General features: G+C 75.4%; 17 protein-coding genes. 13 read left to right on the forward strand and 4 right to left on the reverse strand.

Annotated elements, in window-relative coordinates; all coding sequences use genetic code 11:
- Positions 1-51: 51 nt before the first annotated feature.
- From AB5970_RS17665 to AB5970_RS17675, 3 genes are all read right to left on the reverse strand, one after another.
- A complete protein-coding gene (locus AB5970_RS17665) occupies positions 52-1,308 on the reverse strand; it encodes an extracellular solute-binding protein (RefSeq protein WP_370505258.1) in 1,257 nt (418 codons plus the stop codon).
- A 76-nt stretch (positions 1,309-1,384) separates the two neighbouring features.
- The gene (locus tag AB5970_RS17670) at positions 1,385-2,602 is read right to left on the reverse strand and encodes an ROK family transcriptional regulator (protein WP_370505259.1); all 1,218 of its coding nucleotides are present in this window, start codon (positions 2,600-2,602) and stop codon (positions 1,385-1,387) included.
- A 122-nt stretch (positions 2,603-2,724) separates the two neighbouring features.
- The gene (locus AB5970_RS17675) at positions 2,725-3,645 is read right to left on the reverse strand and encodes a helix-turn-helix transcriptional regulator (RefSeq protein WP_370505260.1); all 921 of its coding nucleotides are present in this window, start codon (positions 3,643-3,645) and stop codon (positions 2,725-2,727) included.
- A 117-nt stretch (positions 3,646-3,762) separates the two neighbouring features.
- On the opposite strand from AB5970_RS17675, the gene AB5970_RS17680 reads away from it, so the two are divergent.
- The gene (locus tag AB5970_RS17680) at positions 3,763-4,650 is read left to right on the forward strand and encodes an aldo/keto reductase (protein WP_370505261.1); all 888 of its coding nucleotides are present in this window, start codon (positions 3,763-3,765) and stop codon (positions 4,648-4,650) included.
- Between the two features lie 12 nt (positions 4,651-4,662).
- On the opposite strand, the gene AB5970_RS17685 is transcribed toward AB5970_RS17680, so the two are convergent.
- Positions 4,663-5,484, reverse strand: a complete 822-nt coding sequence (locus AB5970_RS17685; protein WP_370505262.1) for a VanZ family protein — start codon at positions 5,482-5,484, stop codon at positions 4,663-4,665.
- A gap of 130 nt (positions 5,485-5,614) precedes the next feature.
- Between AB5970_RS17685 and AB5970_RS17690 the strand changes: the two genes are divergently transcribed.
- The 12 genes from AB5970_RS17690 (at position 5,615) to AB5970_RS17745 (ending at position 19,521) form a co-directional block, all read left to right on the forward strand.
- A complete protein-coding gene (locus tag AB5970_RS17690; RefSeq protein ID WP_370505263.1) occupies positions 5,615-7,168 on the forward strand; it encodes a carboxylesterase/lipase family protein in 1,554 nt (517 codons plus the stop codon).
- Positions 7,150-7,953, forward strand: a complete 804-nt coding sequence (locus AB5970_RS17695) for a 2-oxo acid dehydrogenase subunit E2 (RefSeq protein WP_370505264.1) — start codon at positions 7,150-7,152, stop codon at positions 7,951-7,953. The genes AB5970_RS17690 and AB5970_RS17695 overlap by 19 nt, the downstream gene beginning before the upstream one ends.
- Before the next feature lie 118 nt (positions 7,954-8,071).
- Entirely contained in the window at positions 8,072-8,893 is an 822-nt protein-coding gene (locus AB5970_RS17700; protein ID WP_370505265.1) for an AfsR/SARP family transcriptional regulator, read from the forward strand.
- Positions 8,894-8,938: 45 nt separating this feature from the next.
- On the forward strand, positions 8,939-9,607 hold the full coding sequence (locus AB5970_RS17705) for a hypothetical protein (RefSeq protein WP_370505266.1): 669 nt from the start codon (positions 8,939-8,941) through the stop codon (positions 9,605-9,607).
- A gap of 4 nt (positions 9,608-9,611) precedes the next feature.
- Positions 9,612-9,917 (forward strand): hypothetical protein, encoded by a 306-nt coding sequence (locus tag AB5970_RS17710; RefSeq protein ID WP_370505267.1) that lies wholly within the window; start codon positions 9,612-9,614, stop codon positions 9,915-9,917.
- A gap of 4 nt (positions 9,918-9,921) precedes the next feature.
- A complete protein-coding gene (locus tag AB5970_RS17715; RefSeq protein ID WP_370505268.1) occupies positions 9,922-11,067 on the forward strand; it encodes a hypothetical protein in 1,146 nt (381 codons plus the stop codon).
- The gene (locus AB5970_RS17720) at positions 11,064-11,555 is read left to right on the forward strand and encodes a phage baseplate assembly protein V (protein WP_370505269.1); all 492 of its coding nucleotides are present in this window, start codon (positions 11,064-11,066) and stop codon (positions 11,553-11,555) included. Before AB5970_RS17715 ends, AB5970_RS17720 begins: the two co-directional genes overlap by 4 nt.
- A complete protein-coding gene (locus AB5970_RS17725) occupies positions 11,555-11,872 on the forward strand; it encodes a hypothetical protein (RefSeq protein WP_370505270.1) in 318 nt (105 codons plus the stop codon). The genes AB5970_RS17720 and AB5970_RS17725 overlap by 1 nt, the downstream gene beginning before the upstream one ends.
- Complete coding sequence (locus AB5970_RS17730) at positions 11,869-12,258, forward strand: GPW/gp25 family protein (RefSeq protein ID WP_370505271.1); 390 nt, start codon at positions 11,869-11,871, stop codon at positions 12,256-12,258. The genes AB5970_RS17725 and AB5970_RS17730 overlap by 4 nt, the downstream gene beginning before the upstream one ends.
- The gene (locus AB5970_RS17735; RefSeq protein WP_370505272.1) at positions 12,255-14,849 is read left to right on the forward strand and encodes a hypothetical protein; all 2,595 of its coding nucleotides are present in this window, start codon (positions 12,255-12,257) and stop codon (positions 14,847-14,849) included. The genes AB5970_RS17730 and AB5970_RS17735 overlap by 4 nt, the downstream gene beginning before the upstream one ends.
- Positions 14,846-17,344, forward strand: a complete 2,499-nt coding sequence (locus AB5970_RS17740) for a hypothetical protein (protein ID WP_370505273.1) — start codon at positions 14,846-14,848, stop codon at positions 17,342-17,344. The genes AB5970_RS17735 and AB5970_RS17740 overlap by 4 nt, the downstream gene beginning before the upstream one ends.
- Entirely contained in the window at positions 17,341-19,521 is a 2,181-nt protein-coding gene (locus tag AB5970_RS17745; protein ID WP_370505274.1) for a phage tail protein, read from the forward strand. The genes AB5970_RS17740 and AB5970_RS17745 overlap by 4 nt, the downstream gene beginning before the upstream one ends.
- Positions 19,522-19,526 lie beyond the last annotated feature (5 nt).

Here is a 19,526-nt window from a genome sequence, read left to right on the forward strand (position 1 = left end):
GCCCCCCCCCCCCCCCCCCCCCCCCCCCCCCCCCCCCCCCCCCCGCAGCTGCTAGTAGGTCGACTGGATCTGCTCGGCCTTGGCGTAGAAGGCGTCGAGGGTGGACTGCTTGTCGGCGCCGGTCGTGGCGATCGCGGTCAGCGCGCCGGCCATCTCGTTGGCGACCAGGTCCCAGCCCGGGACCATCGGGACGGTCTTGGCGGCTTTGAGCTGCTCGACGTAGACCGCCAGGTGCTCGTCGTCGCGACCGGCCAGCTCCGTGAGCGCCTCGCTGCTGGTCGGCAGCTCACCGACCGTGTCGTACCAGGCGACCTGGTTCTTGGGCTGAGCCAGGAAGTCCAGCAGCTGGGCGGCCTCGTCGGCGTGCTTGCTCGTCTTCCAGATGCCGAGGTTGGACCCGGCGAACAGCGAGGTTCCCGTCTCCTGCGCCGGGAGGGTGGTGACTGCCCACTTCCCCTCGAGCTCCGGTGCGGCGTCCTGGATGGCCTTGGCCAGGTAGGGCCCGGAGACGACCATCGGCGTGGCGCCCGTGACGAAGCCCTGCGTCTGGTCCCAGTCCGACGCGGTCGGGGCCGAGCCGTCCTCGAAGAACCCGAGCCAGTGGTCGACAGCCGTGGCGAACTCGGGCGACTGGAAGTCCACGGCACCCGTGGCGTCGACGACGTCTCCGCCTGCCTGCCACGTGTACTGCACGGGCAGCGTGTTGTCCCAGAGCGGGATGTAGTAGCCGTACTGACCCTCGCCGCGCTGGGCCAGCGTCTTGGCCACAGAACGCATCTCGTCCCAGGTCGTCGGCGGCGCGTCGATGCCGGCCTCGGCCAGGATGTCCGAGCGGTAGAACAGGACGCGGGTGTCCGCCACCCAGGGCACGGACAGCGGGACGCCGTCGGTGCTCAGGTTCTCGGGCGCGACGGCGTCCGGGAAGTTCGCCGGGTCCAGGGCAGGATGCTGTGCGAGGACGTCGGTGAGGTCGGCCAGCACGCCCGCGTCGGCGAACGTCGGCAGCAGCGACAGCCCGATCTGCACGACGTCCGGCCCGTTGCCGGAGGCGACCGCGGTGGTGAGCTTGTCGTTGACGTTCTCCCACGGGATGGCGTCGACCTGCACCTTGATGCCCGTGTCGCTGGTGAAGTCCGTCGTCAGGTCGGTGAACGCCGGCCCGGCGTCGCCCATGACCCAGACCTTCAGGGTGGTCGACCCGCCGGTCGCGGCGGCCTCCGCCGATCCGCCACCTGAGCAGGCGGCCATGGTGAGCACCAGCGCCGCGCCGGACAGCGCAGCCGTGGTGGTCCCGAGTAGTCTCCTCATCGAGCTGTCTCCTCTTGATTGGGATGGTTCACTCCAAGGAACCGGGGCTGTCCTAGCCGATCGCCCCGGTTCCGCCTCACCGGACCGCGGCGCGCTCGCGCACCCGCGGCCGGTCGATGAATGCCTGCAACGGCATCAGCGCCGCCCCGAGCGCGACCGAGTCGCCCTCGAACCGGCACAGCTCGATGGTGAACTGGCTGCCGGGCCGATCCAGGCTCAGGCGCCGGACGCGATCGGCCAGCTCCTCGCGGCGGGCCGGCACGAGCCGCAGGCCGACCCACCCGCCGAGCACGATGCGCTCCGGGTTCAGCAGGTTCACGAGGTTCGCCAGCGCCGTGGCCAGCACGTCGAGCGTCTCGTCGACCACGGCAGCAGCGGCCGCGTCGCCGGCGTCGGCTGCCGCGACGAGCGCGCTCAGCGCGCGCCAGCCCTCCCCGGTCTCGCTCGCCCCGGTCGCCCGCCAGCGCTCGAGGATCGCGTGCGCGCCGACGTAGGCCTCGAGGCAGCCGCGGGCGCCGCACCGGCACACGGGCCCGTTGCCCAGTCCCAGCTTGGTGTGGCCCCACTCCCCCGCCGACCCGAGTGCTCCGCGCACCAGACGGCCGTCGCAGACGACCCCGAGCCCGATGCCCCGGCCGAGCAGCCCGACCACCGCGTCGCTCGCACCGCGCGCGGCGCCGAACCAGAGCTCGGCGACGGCCAGCGCGTTGGCGCCGTTGTCCGCGAAGACCTCCAGGCCGGGCGCGGAGACCAGGTCGGCGACGCTGGTCGGCGCCCAGCCCAGGCTCTGCGCGTACAGGGTCGGGACCGCGGCGCTGCCGTGCCCGGGCCCGACGACACCCGGCAGGCCCACACCCAGACCGACCAGCGTCGACTCGAGGTCCGGGTGACGTTCCCGCAGGGCCGCCACCGCATCTGCCAGGGCGGTCGAGATCTGCGCGGGGTCCGCCGTCGATGCCGGGGCCTCCCGGAACTCCCGGTCGAGCCGGTTCATCGACAGGTCGAACAGCTCGACGGCGACACCACGCTCGCCGACGTCCGCGCCCAGCATGTGCGCCCCGGCGGCCCGCAGTGCCAGCCGCGCGATGGGACGACCGCCGTCCGACGGGACGGAGCCGATCTCCTCGACGACGCCGTCGTCGATCAGCTCGTTGACCACGTTCGTGACGGTCGCGGCCGAGAGCTCGCAGTCGGCGGCGAGCGTCGCCCGCGTGGTCTCCCCGGACAGGACTAGCGTGCGCAGCACCTTGGTCCGGTTCTGCTGCCGCAGGTCGCGTGTCGTCGCCACCGTCATGAAGCCTCCTTACTTCACGACTTAGATTAAGAACGAAACCTAGTGGTGTCCAGAGGGCCGACATCACGATGTGGTCACGGACCGCTCGGTCCCCGCAGTGCTACGGGTCGAACGTCGACGCGTCAGCTCGTCTCGCTCGTGGCGCCGGCCGCCGACGCGGCCCGGCCGTCGGCGAGGGTGGTGGCCGCCCACGACGCAAGGAGCGCGAGGCCGTCGGCCGACGAGGACCCCGCGACGGCCGTGTAGACGTTGAGCTGCAGGCCCGGGTCGGCGGGCAGGACGAGGGCCTCGTAGTCGAGCTCGAGCATGCCGACCGCGGGGTGGTGGAAGACCTTGGTGCCGGACCGGTGGTACCGCACGTCGTGGGACGCCCACAGCCGGCGGAAGTCCTCGCTGCGCGTGGACAGCTCGCCGACCAGCTCGGTCAGCCGCCTGTCGTAGGGGTTGCGCCCCGCCTCGGCGCGCAGGATCGCCACGGCGTCGTGGGCCATGCGGTCGGCCTTCTGACCCCAGAACGCCCGCGCGCCCTCGGGGTCGAAGAACTGGAACCGCGCCGTGTTCACCGGCTGCCCCGGCGCGTGCGTGGGTGAGTCGTAGAGCGGCGCGTACAGGGCGCGGCCCAGCAGGTTCGCCCCGAGGACGTCGAGCCGGCCGTTGCGCACGAATGCCGGCGCGTCGAGGGAGTCGACGATGCGCTGCACCGCGGGTCGCAGCACCGGCGTCGGGGCGCGGCGGGCGCGGGACCGGGCCGCGCCGGACGCGTTGGCCGCGCGGGCGAGGTCGAACAGGTGACCGCGCTCGGCCTCGTCGAGCTGGAGCGCCTCCGCGACCGACTCCAGGACCTCCTCGGACACCCCCGACAGGTTCCCGCGCTCCATGCGGGTGTAGTAGTCCACGCTGACGCCCGCGAGCATCGCGACCTCCTCGCGACGCAGGCCGGGCACGCGGCGGTTGCCGCCGTACGCGGCCAGGTTGGCCCGCTGGGGGGTGATGCGGCCGCGGCGGGTGGTGAGGAACTCCCGGGTCTCGGCTCTCAGGTCCATACGTCGACCGTACGGTTCCCGGTTCCCCGCCGGGAGGTACTGGCGTTACCCCGGCCGCGCGACGGGGGTAACGACGGACCCTCCCACCGCCCGCGCGACGTCCTTACCGTGGACGGCATGACGACGATCCCCACCCTCACCCTGAACAACGCGGTGACGATGCCGGCCCTCGGGTTCGGCGTGTTCCAGACGCCGCCCGACGAGACGGTCGCGGCGGTGCGCTCGGCCCTCGAGGTCGGCTACCGGCACATCGACACCGCCGCGGCGTACGGCAACGAGCGCGAGGTCGGGCGGGCGCTCGCGGAGTCAGGCGTGCCGCGCGAGGACGTGTTCGTCGAGACGAAGGTCTGGATCACCGACTACGGCTACGACAGCACGCTGCACGCGTTCGACAAGTCCGCCGGCAAGCTCGGGGTGGACGTGATCGACCTGCTGATCCTGCACCAGGCGCTGCCCAGCCGGTTCGACCTGACGATAGACGCGTACCGGGCCCTGGAGCGCCTCCTGGCCGACGGGCGGGTCCGCGCGATCGGCGTCTCGAACTTCATGCCCGACCACCTGGCCGACCTCCTGGCGGCGAGCACCGTGGTCCCGGCGGTGAACCAGGTCGAGGTCCACCCGTACTTCCGTCAGTCGGAGGTGCTGGCGGCCGACGCCGAGCACGGGATCGTGTCCCAGGCGTGGTCGCCGATCGGGGGCATCACGTTCTACCGCGAGGCCGGGCACACCTCGACGCTCCAGGACCCGACGATCGGTGCGATCGCCGCCGCCCACGACCGGACGCCGGCGCAGGTGATGCTGCGCTGGCACCTGCAGCAGGGTCGCTCGGCGATCCCCAAGTCGGTCACCCCCGCGCGCATCGCGGAGAACTTCGCGGTCACCGACTTCGAGCTGACGTCCGACCAGCTCGCCGCGATCGATGCGCTCGACACCGGCCGCCGCGGCGGCCCCGACCCCTCGGTCATCACGCTCGAGGCCTTCGGCCGCGAGATCCCCGAGGCCTGAGCGCACGGTCGGCTAGCGACGCGCCGCCCACACGAGCACGTCGGAGCCCTCGACCGCGTGGAGCTCGACGACCGGCTCGCCGACGCCCGCCGTCAGCACGTCACCGGGCTGCGCGGTTCCGGCCTCCCACGTGCCGTCGGGCTGCTCGTAGGTGAGGGCGGGACCCGGGCCGGCGTCGGACGGCAGCGACGCGGTGCCGCCGCCGGCCTCCAAGCAGATGGAGCCGTCGCGGCCCGCGTACGCGCTGGCCCCGCCGGGCAGCGAGGTGACCGCGCCGGCGGGCGGCTCGTCGCACGCGTACACGGCGGGACGGGCGGGCGAGGTGGTCACGGTCGCGACGACCGCCCACCCGACCAGCGCCGCGGCCAGCAACCCCGGCACGAGCCTGCGCGCGGGCGGGAGCGACGGCCGGCGCACGACGGCGAGCACGGCACCCGTGAGGGCCAGCCCGAGCAGCCCGCCGACCGTGTTGAGCAGCACGTCGTTGACGTCGAACGCGCGCCACGACCAGCCCACCGCCGTCGACACGAGCAGCTGCCCGGTCTCGATCACGAGCGGCACGCCGACGCACGCCAGCACCAGGGCCTCGTACCGCCAGCGCACGACCAGCGGCAGCAGGACGCCGAACGGCACGGTCATGAGCACGTTGCGCTGCGCCTCCCACCCGCCCAGCAGGTCGGGCCGCCGCAGCACGAGGTCGTAGGACGGACCGGTGCCGCGCTGCACCTGCCCGAACGGCAGCGGGAAGAACGCCGCGCCGGCGAGCGCGACCAGGTACAGGACGAACGCCACGGTGGCCGCGCGGCGGACGGCGGGAGGGGGCGGATCGGTCACCGCACCAGCGTGGGCTGCCGACGGGCGACGGCGCGTCCGCCGACGAGCGGACCGTGGGTCAGCCTGCGGACGGACCCCGCGGGACCTTCGCCTCTACGGCGGACCCCGCGACCGCAGCACCGTGGTCGACATGGGTGCAACGGTCACGACCGTGAACGGCGTCCTGCGGGGCAGCGTCGTCGACGGCGTGCACGCGTTCCTGGGGGTCCCGTACGCCGCGCCGCCGGTGGGCGCGAACCGGCTGCGACCCCCGCAGCCGGTCCGGCCCTGGACCGGCGTCCGCGACGCGACGGCGCTGGGCCCGGAACCCCCGCAGGTGGCTCCGCCGGACACGGCCGGCCCGCGCGAGGGCGCCGACGAGGACTGGCGCGACGTCGCGGGGGCGTTCGCCGCGGTCGAGCACGGGGCGCGCTCCGACGAGTGCCTCAACCTCAACCTCTGGACCCCCGACCCGTCGGCGACCGGGCTGCCCGTCATGGTGTGGATCCAGGGCGGCATGTTCGAGCTGAGCTCGACCGCGGCCTACGACGGGTCGCACTTCGCGCGCGACGGCGTCGTGTGCGTCGTGATCACCTGGCGACCCGGCGCCGAGGGCTTCCTCTACCTCGGAGACGGGATCGCGAACGTCGGCCTGCTGGACCAGGTCGCGGCGCTGGGTTGGGTGCAGGAGAACATCGCGGCGTTCGGCGGGGACCCGGGCAACGTCACCGTCTTCGGCGAGTCCGCGGGAGCCATGAGCATCGGCACGCTGCTGGCCCTGCCGGCGGCCGAGGGACTGTTCCGGCGTGCCGTCCTGCAGAGCGGCGCGGCCCACCACGTGACGTCGGCCGGCGACGCCCGGCGCGTCTCCGGGTACCTGGCCGACCTGCTGGGCGTGGCGCCCGCCCGGGAGGCCATCGCGGCCGTGGGCGTCGACCGCCTGCTCGCGGCGCAGGCCCGGCTGAAGCTCGACCTGCTCCGGGACCCGGACCCCGAGCGGTGGGGGCAGGCCGTGGTGACCACCTCCATGCCGTGGCAGCCCGTGGTCGACGGCCACGTGCTGCCCGGTCCCCCGGTCGAGCGGATCGCCGCCGGCTCGGGCAGGGACGTGGACGTCGTCGTCGGCACGAACACCGACGACTGGCGGCTCTGGCTGCTGGTCAGCGGCGCGCTCGGGGCGATCACCGACGAGATGCTCACCGGGCCGGTCCGCACGTACGGGTACCAGTCGCTCGCGGCCTACGGCCTCACACCGGCCGCCGCGCTCGAGGCCTACCGGGCCCGGTACCCCCGGGCGTGCCCCGGCGACCTGCTCGCCGCCGTGCAGACCGACTGGTGGATGCGGATCCCGGCCCTCCGGCTCGCCGACGCCCGCGCGGCAGCCCCCGGGACCGGACGCACCTACATGTACGAGTTCGCCTGGCCCGCGCCCGGGCTCGGCGCCGTGCACGCCATCGAGGTGCCCTTCGTCTTCGACACCGCCACGCCGGACGCGCCGCTCTTCGGCCCGATGCTCGGCGACCACCCTCCACAGGACCTCGCGCGACTCGTGCACGGCGCCTGGGTCTCCTTCGCCCGCGACGGCGACCCGGGCTGGGCTCCGTACGACCTCCGCCGCCGGGCCACCATGCGGTTCGGCACGACCTCGGAGGTCGTCGACGACCCCCGGCCCTGGGAGCGGGCGCTGTGGCACGGCCTCCGCTGAGCGCGGGATCGTCGCCGGGCTACGCGGTGCACCCGGTGCCGCGCGAGCGCCGTCCGGTGCTCGACCGGCTGGCCGGCGCGAGCCGGCGGTTCGGCGTGCACGCACTGGTGGAGCTGGACGTCACCGAGCCCCTGGCGCGCCTCGCCGCGGCGGAGCGGCGCGTCTCCTGGACCGGGTTCGTGGTCGCCAGCGTCGCCCGGGCCGTCGCGTTGCACCCCGAGGTCAACGCGCGCAAGGCGGGCGGCACGATCCTCACGTTCGACCGCGTGGACGTGGGCGCCACCGTCGAGCGGCAGTGGCGCGGCCGCGCCGTGCTCGACGTCGCGGTGATCCGCGACGCCGACCGGCGCTCGTGCGGCGAGATCTCCGACGCGCTGCACCGCGCCAAGCTCGGGCCCGCCCAGCTGCCCCGCCCGACCGGCGTGACGGCCGCACTGCTCCGCCTGCCGGGGCCCCTGCGGCGGACCGGGATCAGGATCGCCGGCACCCGTCCGCGCGTCGCGGCCTCGTTCGGACCCGCCGTCGGCGTGACCTCGATCGGCATGTTCACCACCAGCTGGGGGTGGGCGGTGCCGCTGGCGCCGTTGACCCTCATCGTCACGGTGGGCCGCGTGGCGGAGCGGCCGGTGGTGCGCGACGGGGCCGTCGTGGTCAGGACCCTGCTCCCGCTGACGCCGAGCTTCGACCACGCCGTCATCGACGGGGCGCCCGCGGCGCGGTTCACCGAGACCTTGAGCGCCATGATCGAGTCGGCCTTCGCGCTCGACGCCGAACCGAGCGCCTGAGGCGTCCTCGCTCCTCGTCGGCTTTGCGGCCTTTGGGATAGTCTACGGGGGTTTGATCCGCACGACGCTTCTCCGTGGATCGTGGCAAGGGGGCAGGCCACATGAGCGTGCAGACCACATGAGCGGGCAGGGCTCGGCGCGGCACGCGGGGGGTGCCGACGAGCCTGGCGGGACGGGCAGCGAGCGCTGGCCACGGCGCCGGCGCGACGCGCTGCGCGTCCTGCTGCTCGGCGGCTTCCGGCTGCAGGTGGACGACGGGTCCGCGGACCTGCCCACGGCGCCGCAGCGGATGGTCGCCCTGCTGGCGCTGCGCGGCGCGATGAGCCGGAGCCGTCTGGCGGGGACGCTCTGGCCGGAGACCCCCGAGCAACGCGCGCTCGCCAGCCTGCGCACCGGCATCTGGCGCACCAACCAGGCGGCCGACCAGCTGGTGGTCTGCCACGGCGGGATGGTGGACCTCGGCGCGCACGTGGACGTCGACACCCGCAGGTTCGTGGCCGAGTCGCTGCACCTCATGGAGGCCGCGGAGGTCTCGCTCGGGGCGACCGGGCTGTCCGTCGACGACCTCGTGGGCGAGAACGAGCTGCTGCCCGACTGGGAGGACGAGTGGCTCGTGGCCGAGCGCGAGCGCCTGAGGCAGCTACGGCTGCACGTGCTCGAGGCCGTGGCCGCGCGGTTCTGCGCGTCCGGGGAGTACGGGCTGGCCGTCGAGGCGGCGCTCGCCGCCGTGCGCATCGACCCCCTGCGGGAGAGCGCGCACCGTGCGGTGATCCGCGTCCACCTGGCCGAGGGCAACGTGGTCGAGGCGCGGCGCGCGCTGGCATCGTGCCGCAGCACGCTGCGCCGCGAGGTGGGCGTGGACGTCTCCCCCGAGACCCTGCAGCTGGTCGGCGCGGAGCCGCCGCACGCCCGCGCGCTGGCGGTGCCCGCGCGGCGGTGACGCCCGCGTGACACGCGGGTGACGGCGGATCCGCAGGGTCGGCCCATGAGCGGTTTCGCGGGAAGCCCCCGCACCCTGCGCGGTGCCCTGGTGACGGTGCCCGCCACGGGGTCGCTCGCCCAGGCCGTCGTGTTCCAGTACAACCCCGACGCCGTGTCGCGCAGCCTGAAGCCGCGGGCCGCCCCGTCCGAGCAGCACGTGGGGCCGGCCGACGCGCACCGGGTGTGGGGCGCACCGGTGGAGACCATCACGATGAGCGTCGAGCTCGACGCGACCGACCAGCTCGAGGTGGTCGACCCCGTGGCGGCGCGGTCCGGGATCGCCCCGCAGCTGGCGGCGCTCGAGCTCCTGCTCTACCCGCCGTCGTCCCTCGTCGTCATGAACGCCGCGCTGCTGCAGCTGGGCACCATCGAGATCCTCCCCGCGGAGGGGCCGCTCACGCTGCTGGTGTGGGGGCCGGGCGGGGCGGTCCCCGTGCGGCTCGACGGGCTGACCATCAGCGAGCAGGCGTTCAGCCCGTCCCTGTCGCCCCTGCGGGCGTCGGTCGACCTGTCGCTGCAGGTGCTGTCGTACAACGACCTGCCCGTCTCCGACCCCGGCCACGCGCTCTTCCTCGCGCACCAGGTGGTCAAGGAGGCCCTCGCGACGCAGGCCGGCCGGGTGAGCGTCCCGATGACGACCGCGGCGACCGCCAGCGGCCTCGCGGTGGGATGACGCGGTGTTCAGCCGGAGCCGCTACGACGGCCTGCCGCAGGGCCGGGTCGAGGTCCCCGACGGCGCCGGGGGCACGCGCGAGGTGGCGTACCTGCTCACGCGGGTGCCGGGCGACCCCGCGCGGATGGCGCCGATCGCGTGGCACCGCGTCGCGCGGGACGACCGGCTCGACCTCGTGTCGGCGACCTACCTCGGGGACGTGGCCGCGTTCTGGCGGGTGTGCGACGCCAACACCGCGCTCGACCCGGACCGGCTCGTGTCGCCGGACGCCGAGGGCAGCGTGCTCGTCGTGCCCGCCCCGGGGACGTGACGCCGTGACCGCGCTCGGGGTCCGCATGACGGTGCTGGCCGGCCCGACCATCCCGGTGCCGCTGCCCGAGCCGGTGATGTCGCGCCTGCGCAGCGTGAGGGTGACCGAGACGGACACCGAGCGGTCGGCCTTCACGCTCGTCTTCGACGCGGGCCGCTCCGGACCCCTCGCCGCGCTCGACGTCCCGCTGGTGGCCGGCGGCGCCGTCGCCCCCGGCCTGCGCGTGAACGTGACGGTCTGGTTCGGCGCCTGGCCGGCCGTGCTGATGGACGGCATCGTCAGCGACATCCGGCTCACGCCGGGCGACGGTCCCGGCGCCGCCACGCTCACCGTCACGGGCGACGACATCTCGGTGCTGCTCGACCGCAGCGCGGTCGACCGGCAGCACGTGACCCCGACGGACTACCTCACGGTCCTGGCCGTGCTGGCCCCGTACGCCGCGCAGGGCGTGCTGCCGCTCGTCGTCCCGCCCCTCGACCTCGACGCCCGCCTGCCCATCGACGGGGCGACCACCCAGCAGGAGACCGACCTGCGATTCGTCACCATGCTGGCCGAGCGGCACGGCTACGTCGCCTACACGATCCCCGGCCCGGCTCCCGCGATGAGCACGTTCTACTGGGGTCCGCCCGTGCGGGCGGGGATCCCGCAGCCCGCGCTGTCCGTGGACCTGGGCGCCGACACCAACGTGTCCACCCCGCCCACGTTCCGGGCCGACTCCACGGCTCCCGTGACGGCCACGGGCAGCGTGCAGGACCCGCGGACCGGCACCTCGACGACCGTCCGCTCGGTCCTGCCCCTGCGGCTCCCCCTGGCCGCGCTGCCGCTGCGGCTGCTCAACGGCGCCGCCACCCGCACCGAGACGGTCCGGGCCAGCGGCGCCGGCACCACCACGGCGATGGCCCGTACGCAGGCGGCGGTCGACCGGTCCGACGACAACGCGGTCACCGGCGAGGGGGTCGTCGACGCCGCGCGCTACGGCGCCATCCTGCGGCCGCGCGGCCTGGTCGGCCTGCGCGGCGCCGGCTGGTCGCACGACGGGCTCTGGTACGTGCGCAAGGTCGAGCACGACATCGGGCCCGGCGGCTACCAGCAGAAGTTCACCATCTCCCGCGAGGGCTACGGCTCGACCGTCCCGGCGGTGCTCGTATGACGTTCTTCGGCAAGTACCGCGGCGAGGTGGTCAACAACATCGACCCCTACCGGACCGGGCGCGTGCAGGTCTCGGTCCCGGCGGTCTTCGGCAGCGAGCGCATGGCCTGGGCGATGCCGTGCGCGCCCCTGTCGGGCAACGGGGTCGGCATCTTCGCCGTGCCCAAGATGGGCGCGCACGTCTGGGTGGAGTTCGAGGGCGGCGACCCCGACTACCCCATCCTGGCCGGCGGGTTCTGGACCACGGGCGAGGTGCCGGGCGACGGGCTGCCCACCACGACGATCATCAAGACCGACTCCGTGTCCATCACGATCAACGACCTGCCCGGTGCGGGGGGTCTCACCATCGAGGTGGGGCCTCCTGCGGTGACCACGCCGCTCAAGCTGGCGATGAGCTCCAGCGGCGTCGAGATCAGCATGGCCGCCTCGAAGATCGTGGTCGGCATGGCCTCCGTCTCCGTGAACGACGGCGCGCTGGAGGTGGTCTGATGGCCGGCAACCTCGTCCAGCAGGGCGCCACGGTGCTGTGCTCGCACGGGGGCCAGGCCCAGCCCACCGTGCCGTCGCCGCGCGTGAAGCTGTCGGGCTCGCCGGCGGTCGGCCAGCCCCCGCCGTGGACCGTCGCCGGCTGCCCGTTCCCGCCGAACTCGGGCGGCCCGTGCGCCACCGCGACGTGGAGCGTGGGCACCGTGCGGGTGACCTCGATGGGCCAGCCGCTCGTGCTGTCGACCGGGTCCGCGACGTGCGTGCCCACGGGCGTGCCGACGAACGTCGTGGTCACCCAGGTGCGGGTGAGGGCGACGTGACCACGCGCCCGTCGCCCCACGTCGGCTTCCCGCAGCGGCTCGACGTGCACGGGGGCACCGCGCTGGTCGACGACGAGGCCTACCTGCGGGGGCTGGTCGAGCAGGTCCTCTTCACCCGGCCCGGTGAGCGCGTGAACCGGCCGGACTTCGGCAGCGGCGTGGGCGCGATGGTGTTCGCGCCGATCGACGACGAGGTCGCGCGGGCGACGCAGGGACTCGTGCACGGGGCCCTGCAGCGGCTGCTGGGCGACCTGATCCACGTCGAGCAGGTCGAGGTCTCCGCCGAGGACTCCACGCTGCGCGTGCTCGTGGCGTACCGGCCGCTGCGCTCGCCCGACACCGACCCCCGCCGGGTCCTCGAGGTCAGCTCGGGCGGTGCGCCGTGAGCGTCGAGCCCTCGGCGTTCGGCGCCGCGATCGACCGCGAGTCCCGCCGGGCCACCGTGGTGGGGTCCACGACCGTGCCCGGTGGCGACAGCCTCACCGCGGTCGACTTCGTCGAGGTGCTCAGCAACCACCGCGGCCTGCCCGACTGGATCCCCGGCGCCCCGTCGCAGCGCACGCTCCTGGTGCACCTGGTGTCGGACGTGGCGGACGCGAGCTTCTGGGCCGGCGTGCGCCCGCGGGTCGACGGGGGCGTGCGCGACGACCCGCGCGTCAACCCGGTCGGCGTGCAGTGGGCCTTCCCCGCCTCCGTCGTCACCGCGTGGACGCCGGGCGACCCCGGACCGCTCACGCAAGGCGACCACGACCTGGTCGAGCGCGCGCTGCCCGCGTCGGCCGCCGTCCGCCGCAGCGTCCTCGTGGTGCGCACGACGACGAGCGGCGACTGGTCCACCTACACGCTGCACCTGCTGCGACCCACCGACGACGGCACACCCGCCGGGTTCGACCCCCCGATGGCGTCGGCCGAGTTCTCCTTCACGGTCGACTGCCCGAACGACGTCGACTGCTGCGGGCCCGCCGCCCTACCTCCGCCGGACGGCCCCTCCCCCGTCCTCGACTACCTGGCACGCGACTTCGACGCGCTGCGGACCCGCCTGCTCGACCGGGTGGCCACCCTGGTGCCGGGGTGGGACGACCGCAACCCCGCCGACCCGGCCGTCATGCTGGTCGAGCTCTTCGCGGCGGTGGGCGACCGGCTCGGGTACTGGCAGGACGCCGTCGCGCTCGAGGCGTACCTCGGCACCGCGCGCCGGCGCACCTCGGTGCGACGCCACGCACGACTGCTCGACTACGCCGTGCACGAGGGCTGCGCCGCGCGCGTCTGGCTCGCCTTCACCACCGACGCGCCGACCGACGTCCCCGCCGGGGCGCCCGTGACCGACGTCGTGCCCGAGGCCGGGTGGCGCGCGGTCGAGGCGTACGACGCCGGCGGGGTCGTGGTGGAGACCGCCGCGCCGGCGCACCTGGTCCCGGCACGCAACGCCGTCCCGCTGTACGCGTGGGGCGACACCGACCACGTGCTGCCGGCGGGGTCGACGTCGGCCTACCTGCTCGCGCCGGCGACGCAGGACCCGCACCTGCACGCGGGCGACGTGCTCGTGCTGGTGGACGACCCGGTGATCCCCCCGACCGACCCGCACCCGCCCGCGACCCTGCTGGACCGGCTGCGCCTGGGCGACCCCGGACGCCGCTTCGCGGTCCGGCTCGACGCCGACCCCGTGGTGCACCACGACCCCTACCTCGGGCCGGACCACCTCGTGCTGGAGATCCACTGGGACGCGCAGGACGCCCTCGCGCGGCCGCTGCGGGTCTCGGGCGAGGGACCGGGCGGGGCGCCGGTGCCGCGGGCCGCCGCGATGGCGAACGTCGTGCTGGCCGACCAGGGGGCGACGGTGCCGCGCGAGCCGGTGGTCGCCCTCCCGGCGTGGGCTCCGGGCCGCGACTACCGCCCCCGGCTGGCGCGGACCGGCGTGGTCTGGGCCGAACCGGTGGGACCGGCGCGCCCGGACGCGGGCGCCGTCGCCCTGGCGTCGCCCGACGCCTCCCGGGCGGCGGCCCAGGTCTGGGTGGACGACGGCGAGCGGACCTATGACGCGCGGGCGGACCTGCTGGCCAGCGGCCCGCTCGACGCCCACGTGGTCGTGGAGCCCGACGACGACGGCGTCGCGCGGTTGCGGTTCGGGGACGGCGTCGCCGGTCGCGATCCGGCGGACGCTCCGCTGTGGGCCACCTACCGGCTGGGCGGCGGCGGGTCCGGCAACGTCGGCGCCGGCCGGCTGGACGGGCTGCTGGCGCGCACCGACGGCTCGGCCGCCGCGACGGGGGGCGCCCACCTCGACGTGTGGAACCCGCTGGCGGCGACCGGGGGTCGGGCGGCCGAGCCGGTCGAGCAGGTGCGGCGGCTCGCCCCCACGGCCTACCGCCGCCAGCTGCGGGCGGTGACCGACGACGACTACGCGGTCGTGGCCGGGGGCGTCCCGGGCGTGCAGCGCGCCGTCGCCCGCCGCCGGTGGACCGGCTCGTGGTACGCCGAGGAGGTCATGGTCGACCCCGAGCTCGCCCGGGCCCGTGACGCCGCGCTGCCCGTGCAGGTCTCCGACGTGCTCGAGGTGCGCCGCATGGCGGGCCTCGACGTCGAGGTGCGCCGGCCCGTCTACGTGCCCCTGCTGGTGCGCATCGAGGGGTGCGTGCAGGACGGGTACGTGGGCGCCGACGTGCAGCGGGGGCTCGCCGACGTGTTCTCGGCGCACCGCCGCCCCGACGGCAGCCCCGGGTTCTTCGACCCCGACCGGTTCACGTTCGGGCAGCCGCTGTACCTGAGCGACGTCGTCGCCACGGCCATGTCGGTGACCGGCGTCGCGTGGGTCGAGGTCACCGTGTTCGGGCGGCTGTCCGACGGGCCGGCGGCCACGGCCGCCAACCTGGCGCAGGGACGGGTCAGGGTCGGACGCCGTGAGGTGCTGCGCTGCGACACCGACGCGAGCAACCCGGAGAACGGACGCGTCGACCTGCGGCTGCGAGGTGGATCGTGACCGCGGACCCGCAGCCGTCGGTGGTCAACCCGCCCGGCCAGCCCCGGCTCGACCGCCGGCTGCTGACCCATCCCACCGCGCTCCGGTCGCTGCGGGACACGCTGTCCGGCGACGGCCACGACCCTGTGGTCCGCGCGGTCGCCCGGGCGGGGACCGACGACCCCGCCGTCGCGCTGCTCGACGCGTGGGCGGTCGTCGCGGACACCGTCTGCTTCTACAACGAGCGGATCGCCACCGAGGGGTACCTGCGCACGGCCACCGAGCACCGGTGGCTGCGCGAGCTCGCGCGTGAGCTGGGCTACGAGCTGCGGCCCGGCACCGCGGCCGAGGTGGACCTCGCGTTCAGCGTCGAGACGGCACCCGGAGCCCCGGACCCCGTGGTCGTCGAGGCCGGCACGCCGGTGCAGTCCGTGCCCGGCGCGGGCCAGCTGCCGCAGACCTTCGAGACCTCGGCGGAGCTCGAGGCACGCGCCGCCTGGAACGCGATCCCCGGCTCGCTCACGGTCGCGCAGCAGCTGCCGTACGGCACCGAGCAGATCTGGGTGCGGGTGGGCCCGGTGGTGCCGCGGGCGGGCGACCACGTGCTCGTCGTCGGTGACGAGTGCAGGGCGCACCCGACCGACCACGCGGGCGGGGACGCCGAGCGGTGGGACTTCCGGGTGGTGGTCCGTGTCGAGTCGACCCCCGACGGGCACGCGGGCTGGTGGCGGCTCGACCTCGACCGGCCGATCGGCTACCACCGCGACCGCGAGCTCGTGGCGGTCGCGGGCGTCGAGGTCCACCTGCTGCGCGACCAGGCGCACCTGTACGGGCACAACGCGCCGGACCCCCGGCTGCTCGCGGTGGACGGGCAGGCGCCGGGCGGGGCCGAGGGCGCGGGCGACCTCATGCACTGGAAGGACTACGACGTCCCGGCGCCGCAGGACACGTCCGCGTTCGAGCTCGCGGGCGAGCACCCCGGGGTGGTGCCGGGCTCCTGGACGGTCCTCGCCCAGCCCGGGTACGTCGAGGCCTACCGGGTGGTGCGCGTGAAGAACGACGGCGCGACGCGGTACGCCGTGCCGGGACCGATCACGCGCGTCGCCGTGGACGCCGCGGACAGCCTCACCCAGTTCACGCGCCCGCAGGCGACCGTGTTCCTTCCCGCCGCGCGGCTCGACGCCGGCCGGCGTCCCGCCGTGGGCCCGGTCGACAGCACGACGGTCGAGCTCGAGCCGCACGCGCCGCTGCTCCCGGCCGGCCGGCGCGTCCTGGTCACCGGCACGCGCGCCGGGTCGCCCGCGGTGGTCGTCGCGACCGTGCTGCACCCCGCTGTCGCCGGGACCGAGTCGGTGGTCGTCGAGCTCTCCGCGTCCGTGGACCTCGAGCGCACCGGCCTGCACGTGCTGGCCAACGTCGTGCCCGCGACCCACGGCGAGACGCAGCACCACCAGGTGCTGGGCAGCGGCGACGGGCGCGCGACGTTCCCGTCGTTCGCCCTGCGACGGGCACCGTTGACCTACCTGCGCGACGTCGTGGCGTCGGACGGCGCGGTGCCCGCGCTGGAGGTCCGGGTGGACGGCGTGGCCTGGGAGGCGGTCGACGACCTGGGGCAGACGGGCCCGCGCGACCGGGCGTACACGGTCCTGCGTGACGAGGGCGGCGCGGTGCGGGTCGTCTTCGGCGACGGCGTGCACGGCACCCGGCTGCCGACGGGCCAGGAGAACGTGGTCGCTAACTACCGCGTGGGCACCGGGGCGGACGGCGGGGTCCGCGCCGACCAGGTGTCCCTGCTCCCCCGGCGCCCGGTCGGCGTGCGCGCCGTCACCAACCCCGTGCCGTCGCACGACTGGGCCGCCGAGGAGACGCTCGAGACCGCGCGGACCAACGCCCCGCAGCGCATCCGCACGCTCGACCGCGTGGTGTCCGTGCGGGACCACGAGGATGCCGCGCGGGCGTTCCCCGGCATCGGCCCCGCGCGCGCGGACCTCGTGTGGGACGGGCGGCGCGAGCGCGTGCTGGTGTCCGTGCTCGCGGCGGGCGGCCTGGTGCCCGGCGGGACGCTCGTCGACGACCTCGTGCTCCGCCTCTCGCTCCAGCGCGAGGAGGGCAGCCCGTTCGACGTGGTCGTCGGCCTCCCGCGCTGGTTCGGGGTCCGGGTCGAGGTCGCGCACGACCCGGCGTACCGCCGTGCCGACGTGGAGGCCGCCGTGCTGCTCGCTCTCGGGTCGACGTTCGGGCCGGGCAGCCGCGAGCTGGCGTCGGCGGTGTCGCGCGCCGACGCGCTGCTCGCGGTGCGCACGGTCCCGGGCGTGCTGGCGTGCACGATGCCGCGGCTGCTCGCGATCCCGTCGGTGCCGGACCCACCCGCGGTCGCCACCGTCCCGCCCGACCAGGCGCCGCCGCCCGACGTCCTCGCCGCGCAGCCCGGGCGCATCGACGGGACGTCGGTCCTGCCGGCCGAGCTGCTCGCGTTCGCCCCCGGAGCCGTGGTGATCGGGGTGATGACGCCGTGACCACCCCCGCACCCGCCGCCGTCGCCCGCCTGCGCGAGCTGCTGCCGCCGCACGTCCTGCAGCGGGACGCCGAGGCCGGCGGCCTGCTCGCCGACCTGCTCGACGCGGTGGGCCGTCAGCTCGACCTCGTCGAGGCCGACGTCGAGCAGCTCTACGCGTCGTGGTTCGTCGAGACCTGCCCCGAGTGGGTGGTGCCGTACATCGCCGACCTGGTCGGGGTCACCGAGCTGCCGCCCGACCTGCGCGACTCCGGGGCCGACGTGAGCCGCCGCGCCCTGGTCGCCAACACGGTCGGCTACCGCCGGCGCAAGGGCACGGTCGCGGTGCTCGAGGACGTCGCTCGCGCCGCGTCGGGCTGGCCGGCCCGCGCCGTGGAGTGCTACCGGCTGCTCGCCACGACCACGCACGTCAACCACGTCCGTCTCGACCGGCCCGCGACCGCGGGCCTGCGCACCGGACCCGACGACGGCGGCCCGCTCGACCTGGTGGGCACCCGGCTGGCGCAGGGCGCGCTGGACCCCCTGGCCCACACGGTCGACGTCCGGCACATCCGCGAGCACCGCGGCCGGCACGGCATCCGCAACGTGGGGATCTACCTGTTCCCCGACCGCGTGCAGCAGCTCGCCCACGGCCGCGCGCGCAAGCCCACCCACCCGGCCGACGGGTGGACCGTGCACCCCCTCGGCATCGACACGCCGCTGTACTCCACGCCCACCGCCGAGTCCTCGGTCGAGCACCTCGCGGTCGAGAGCGACCTGCCGGTGCCCCTGCGTCCCCGCCGGCTCCTGGCCCGGCTGCTGGCGGCCCGCCGCGACGGGTCGCCGGGCGTGCCCGACCTGCGGGTCCGCATCGGCGCCACCGACCTGCTGCCCGAGCGGATCCGGGTCTGCCGGCTCGAGGACCTGGCGCCCGTGACGGGCTGGCAGGTGATGGTCGACCCGGTCCACGGGCGGCTGCGCCCCTACCTCGACGGCGTGCCGGACGACCCCGGGTCGATCGAGTTCTCCGTGGCGCTGGGCAGCACCGCGGACGTGGGGGCCGGGACCGACGACCGCTCGCTGTCGCACCGCGACCTCCTGGACGCCGACCCGTACGTGGGCGACGGGACGACCGACCGGTCGATCGTCGCCGACCAGCGCGAGGTCCCCGGCGGCACGTTCGTCACCCCGGCGGCCGGCCTGGGCGCCGCACTCTCCGACCTCGAGACCGCGTGGGCCCAGCCGACGGCCGCCCGGTCGACCTACGTCGTGTCGCTGCCCGACAACGGCTTCCACGCCGGGAACCTCACGGTGCACGTCGCCGCCGGGACCCGGCTCGTGGTCGTCGGCGCCACGTGGCCGCCCACCCGGCTGTCCGGCGGCCTCACGCTGCCCGCGCAGCCCGGGGTGTACGACCCGCGCGGGGTACAGCCGACCGTGCTCGGGTCGCTCACCGTGGTCGGCGCCCCCGGCAGCAGCGTGGTGCTCGACGGCCTCGTGGTCGACGGGGACGTCGTCGTGGCCGCCGGCGACCTCGGGTCGTTGTCGCTCGGCCGGTGCACCGTGGCCGGGTCCGTGCGCGTGGTCGACGGGGGCCCGGGCGCGAGCAACGCCGGCATCCACGTCCGCGCGGTCCGCAGCTGGTGCGGGCCGGTCGACCTGGGCAGCACGGTCGGGGACGTCGAGGTGGTCGGCGGGGCCGTGCTCGGCAGCGCCACGTGGCACCGGGATGGCGGCGGCACGGTCGGGGCGGCGGTCGTCGCGCCCGAGGCCGACCTGGTGCTCGACTCGAGCACCGTCCGCGGCACCGTCGCCGTGCGCACCCTGTCGGCCACGAGCGCGATCCTCGACGGCGTCGCGACGGTCGCCGACCGGCAGGTCGGCTGCGTGCGGTACTCGTACGTGACGCCCTCGTCGCGGGTGCCGCGGCGCTTCCGGTGCGTGCCGGCCGAGGGCGACGCCACCCCCGAGAGGCCCTCCTACGTCGCGACGGACGCCGGCTCGCCGCACTTCCTCGCCCTCGCGCGCACGTGCGCGGAGTCGATCGCCGAGGGCGGCGAGGACGAGTCCGAGATGGGCGTCCACCACCGCCTGCACCGGCCCGCGCGCCGTCGCGCGGCCCGCCGCGTGCTCGCCTCGTACGTCCCCGTCGGTCTGGAGATCGGGATCGCCGCACCCATCGCTGTGGGCAGGAGCTGAGGACC

The sequence above is a fragment of the Cellulomonas sp. ICMP 17802 genome, assembly GCF_041295535.1.
Taxonomy (GTDB): Bacteria; Actinomycetota; Actinomycetes; order Actinomycetales; family Cellulomonadaceae; genus Cellulomonas.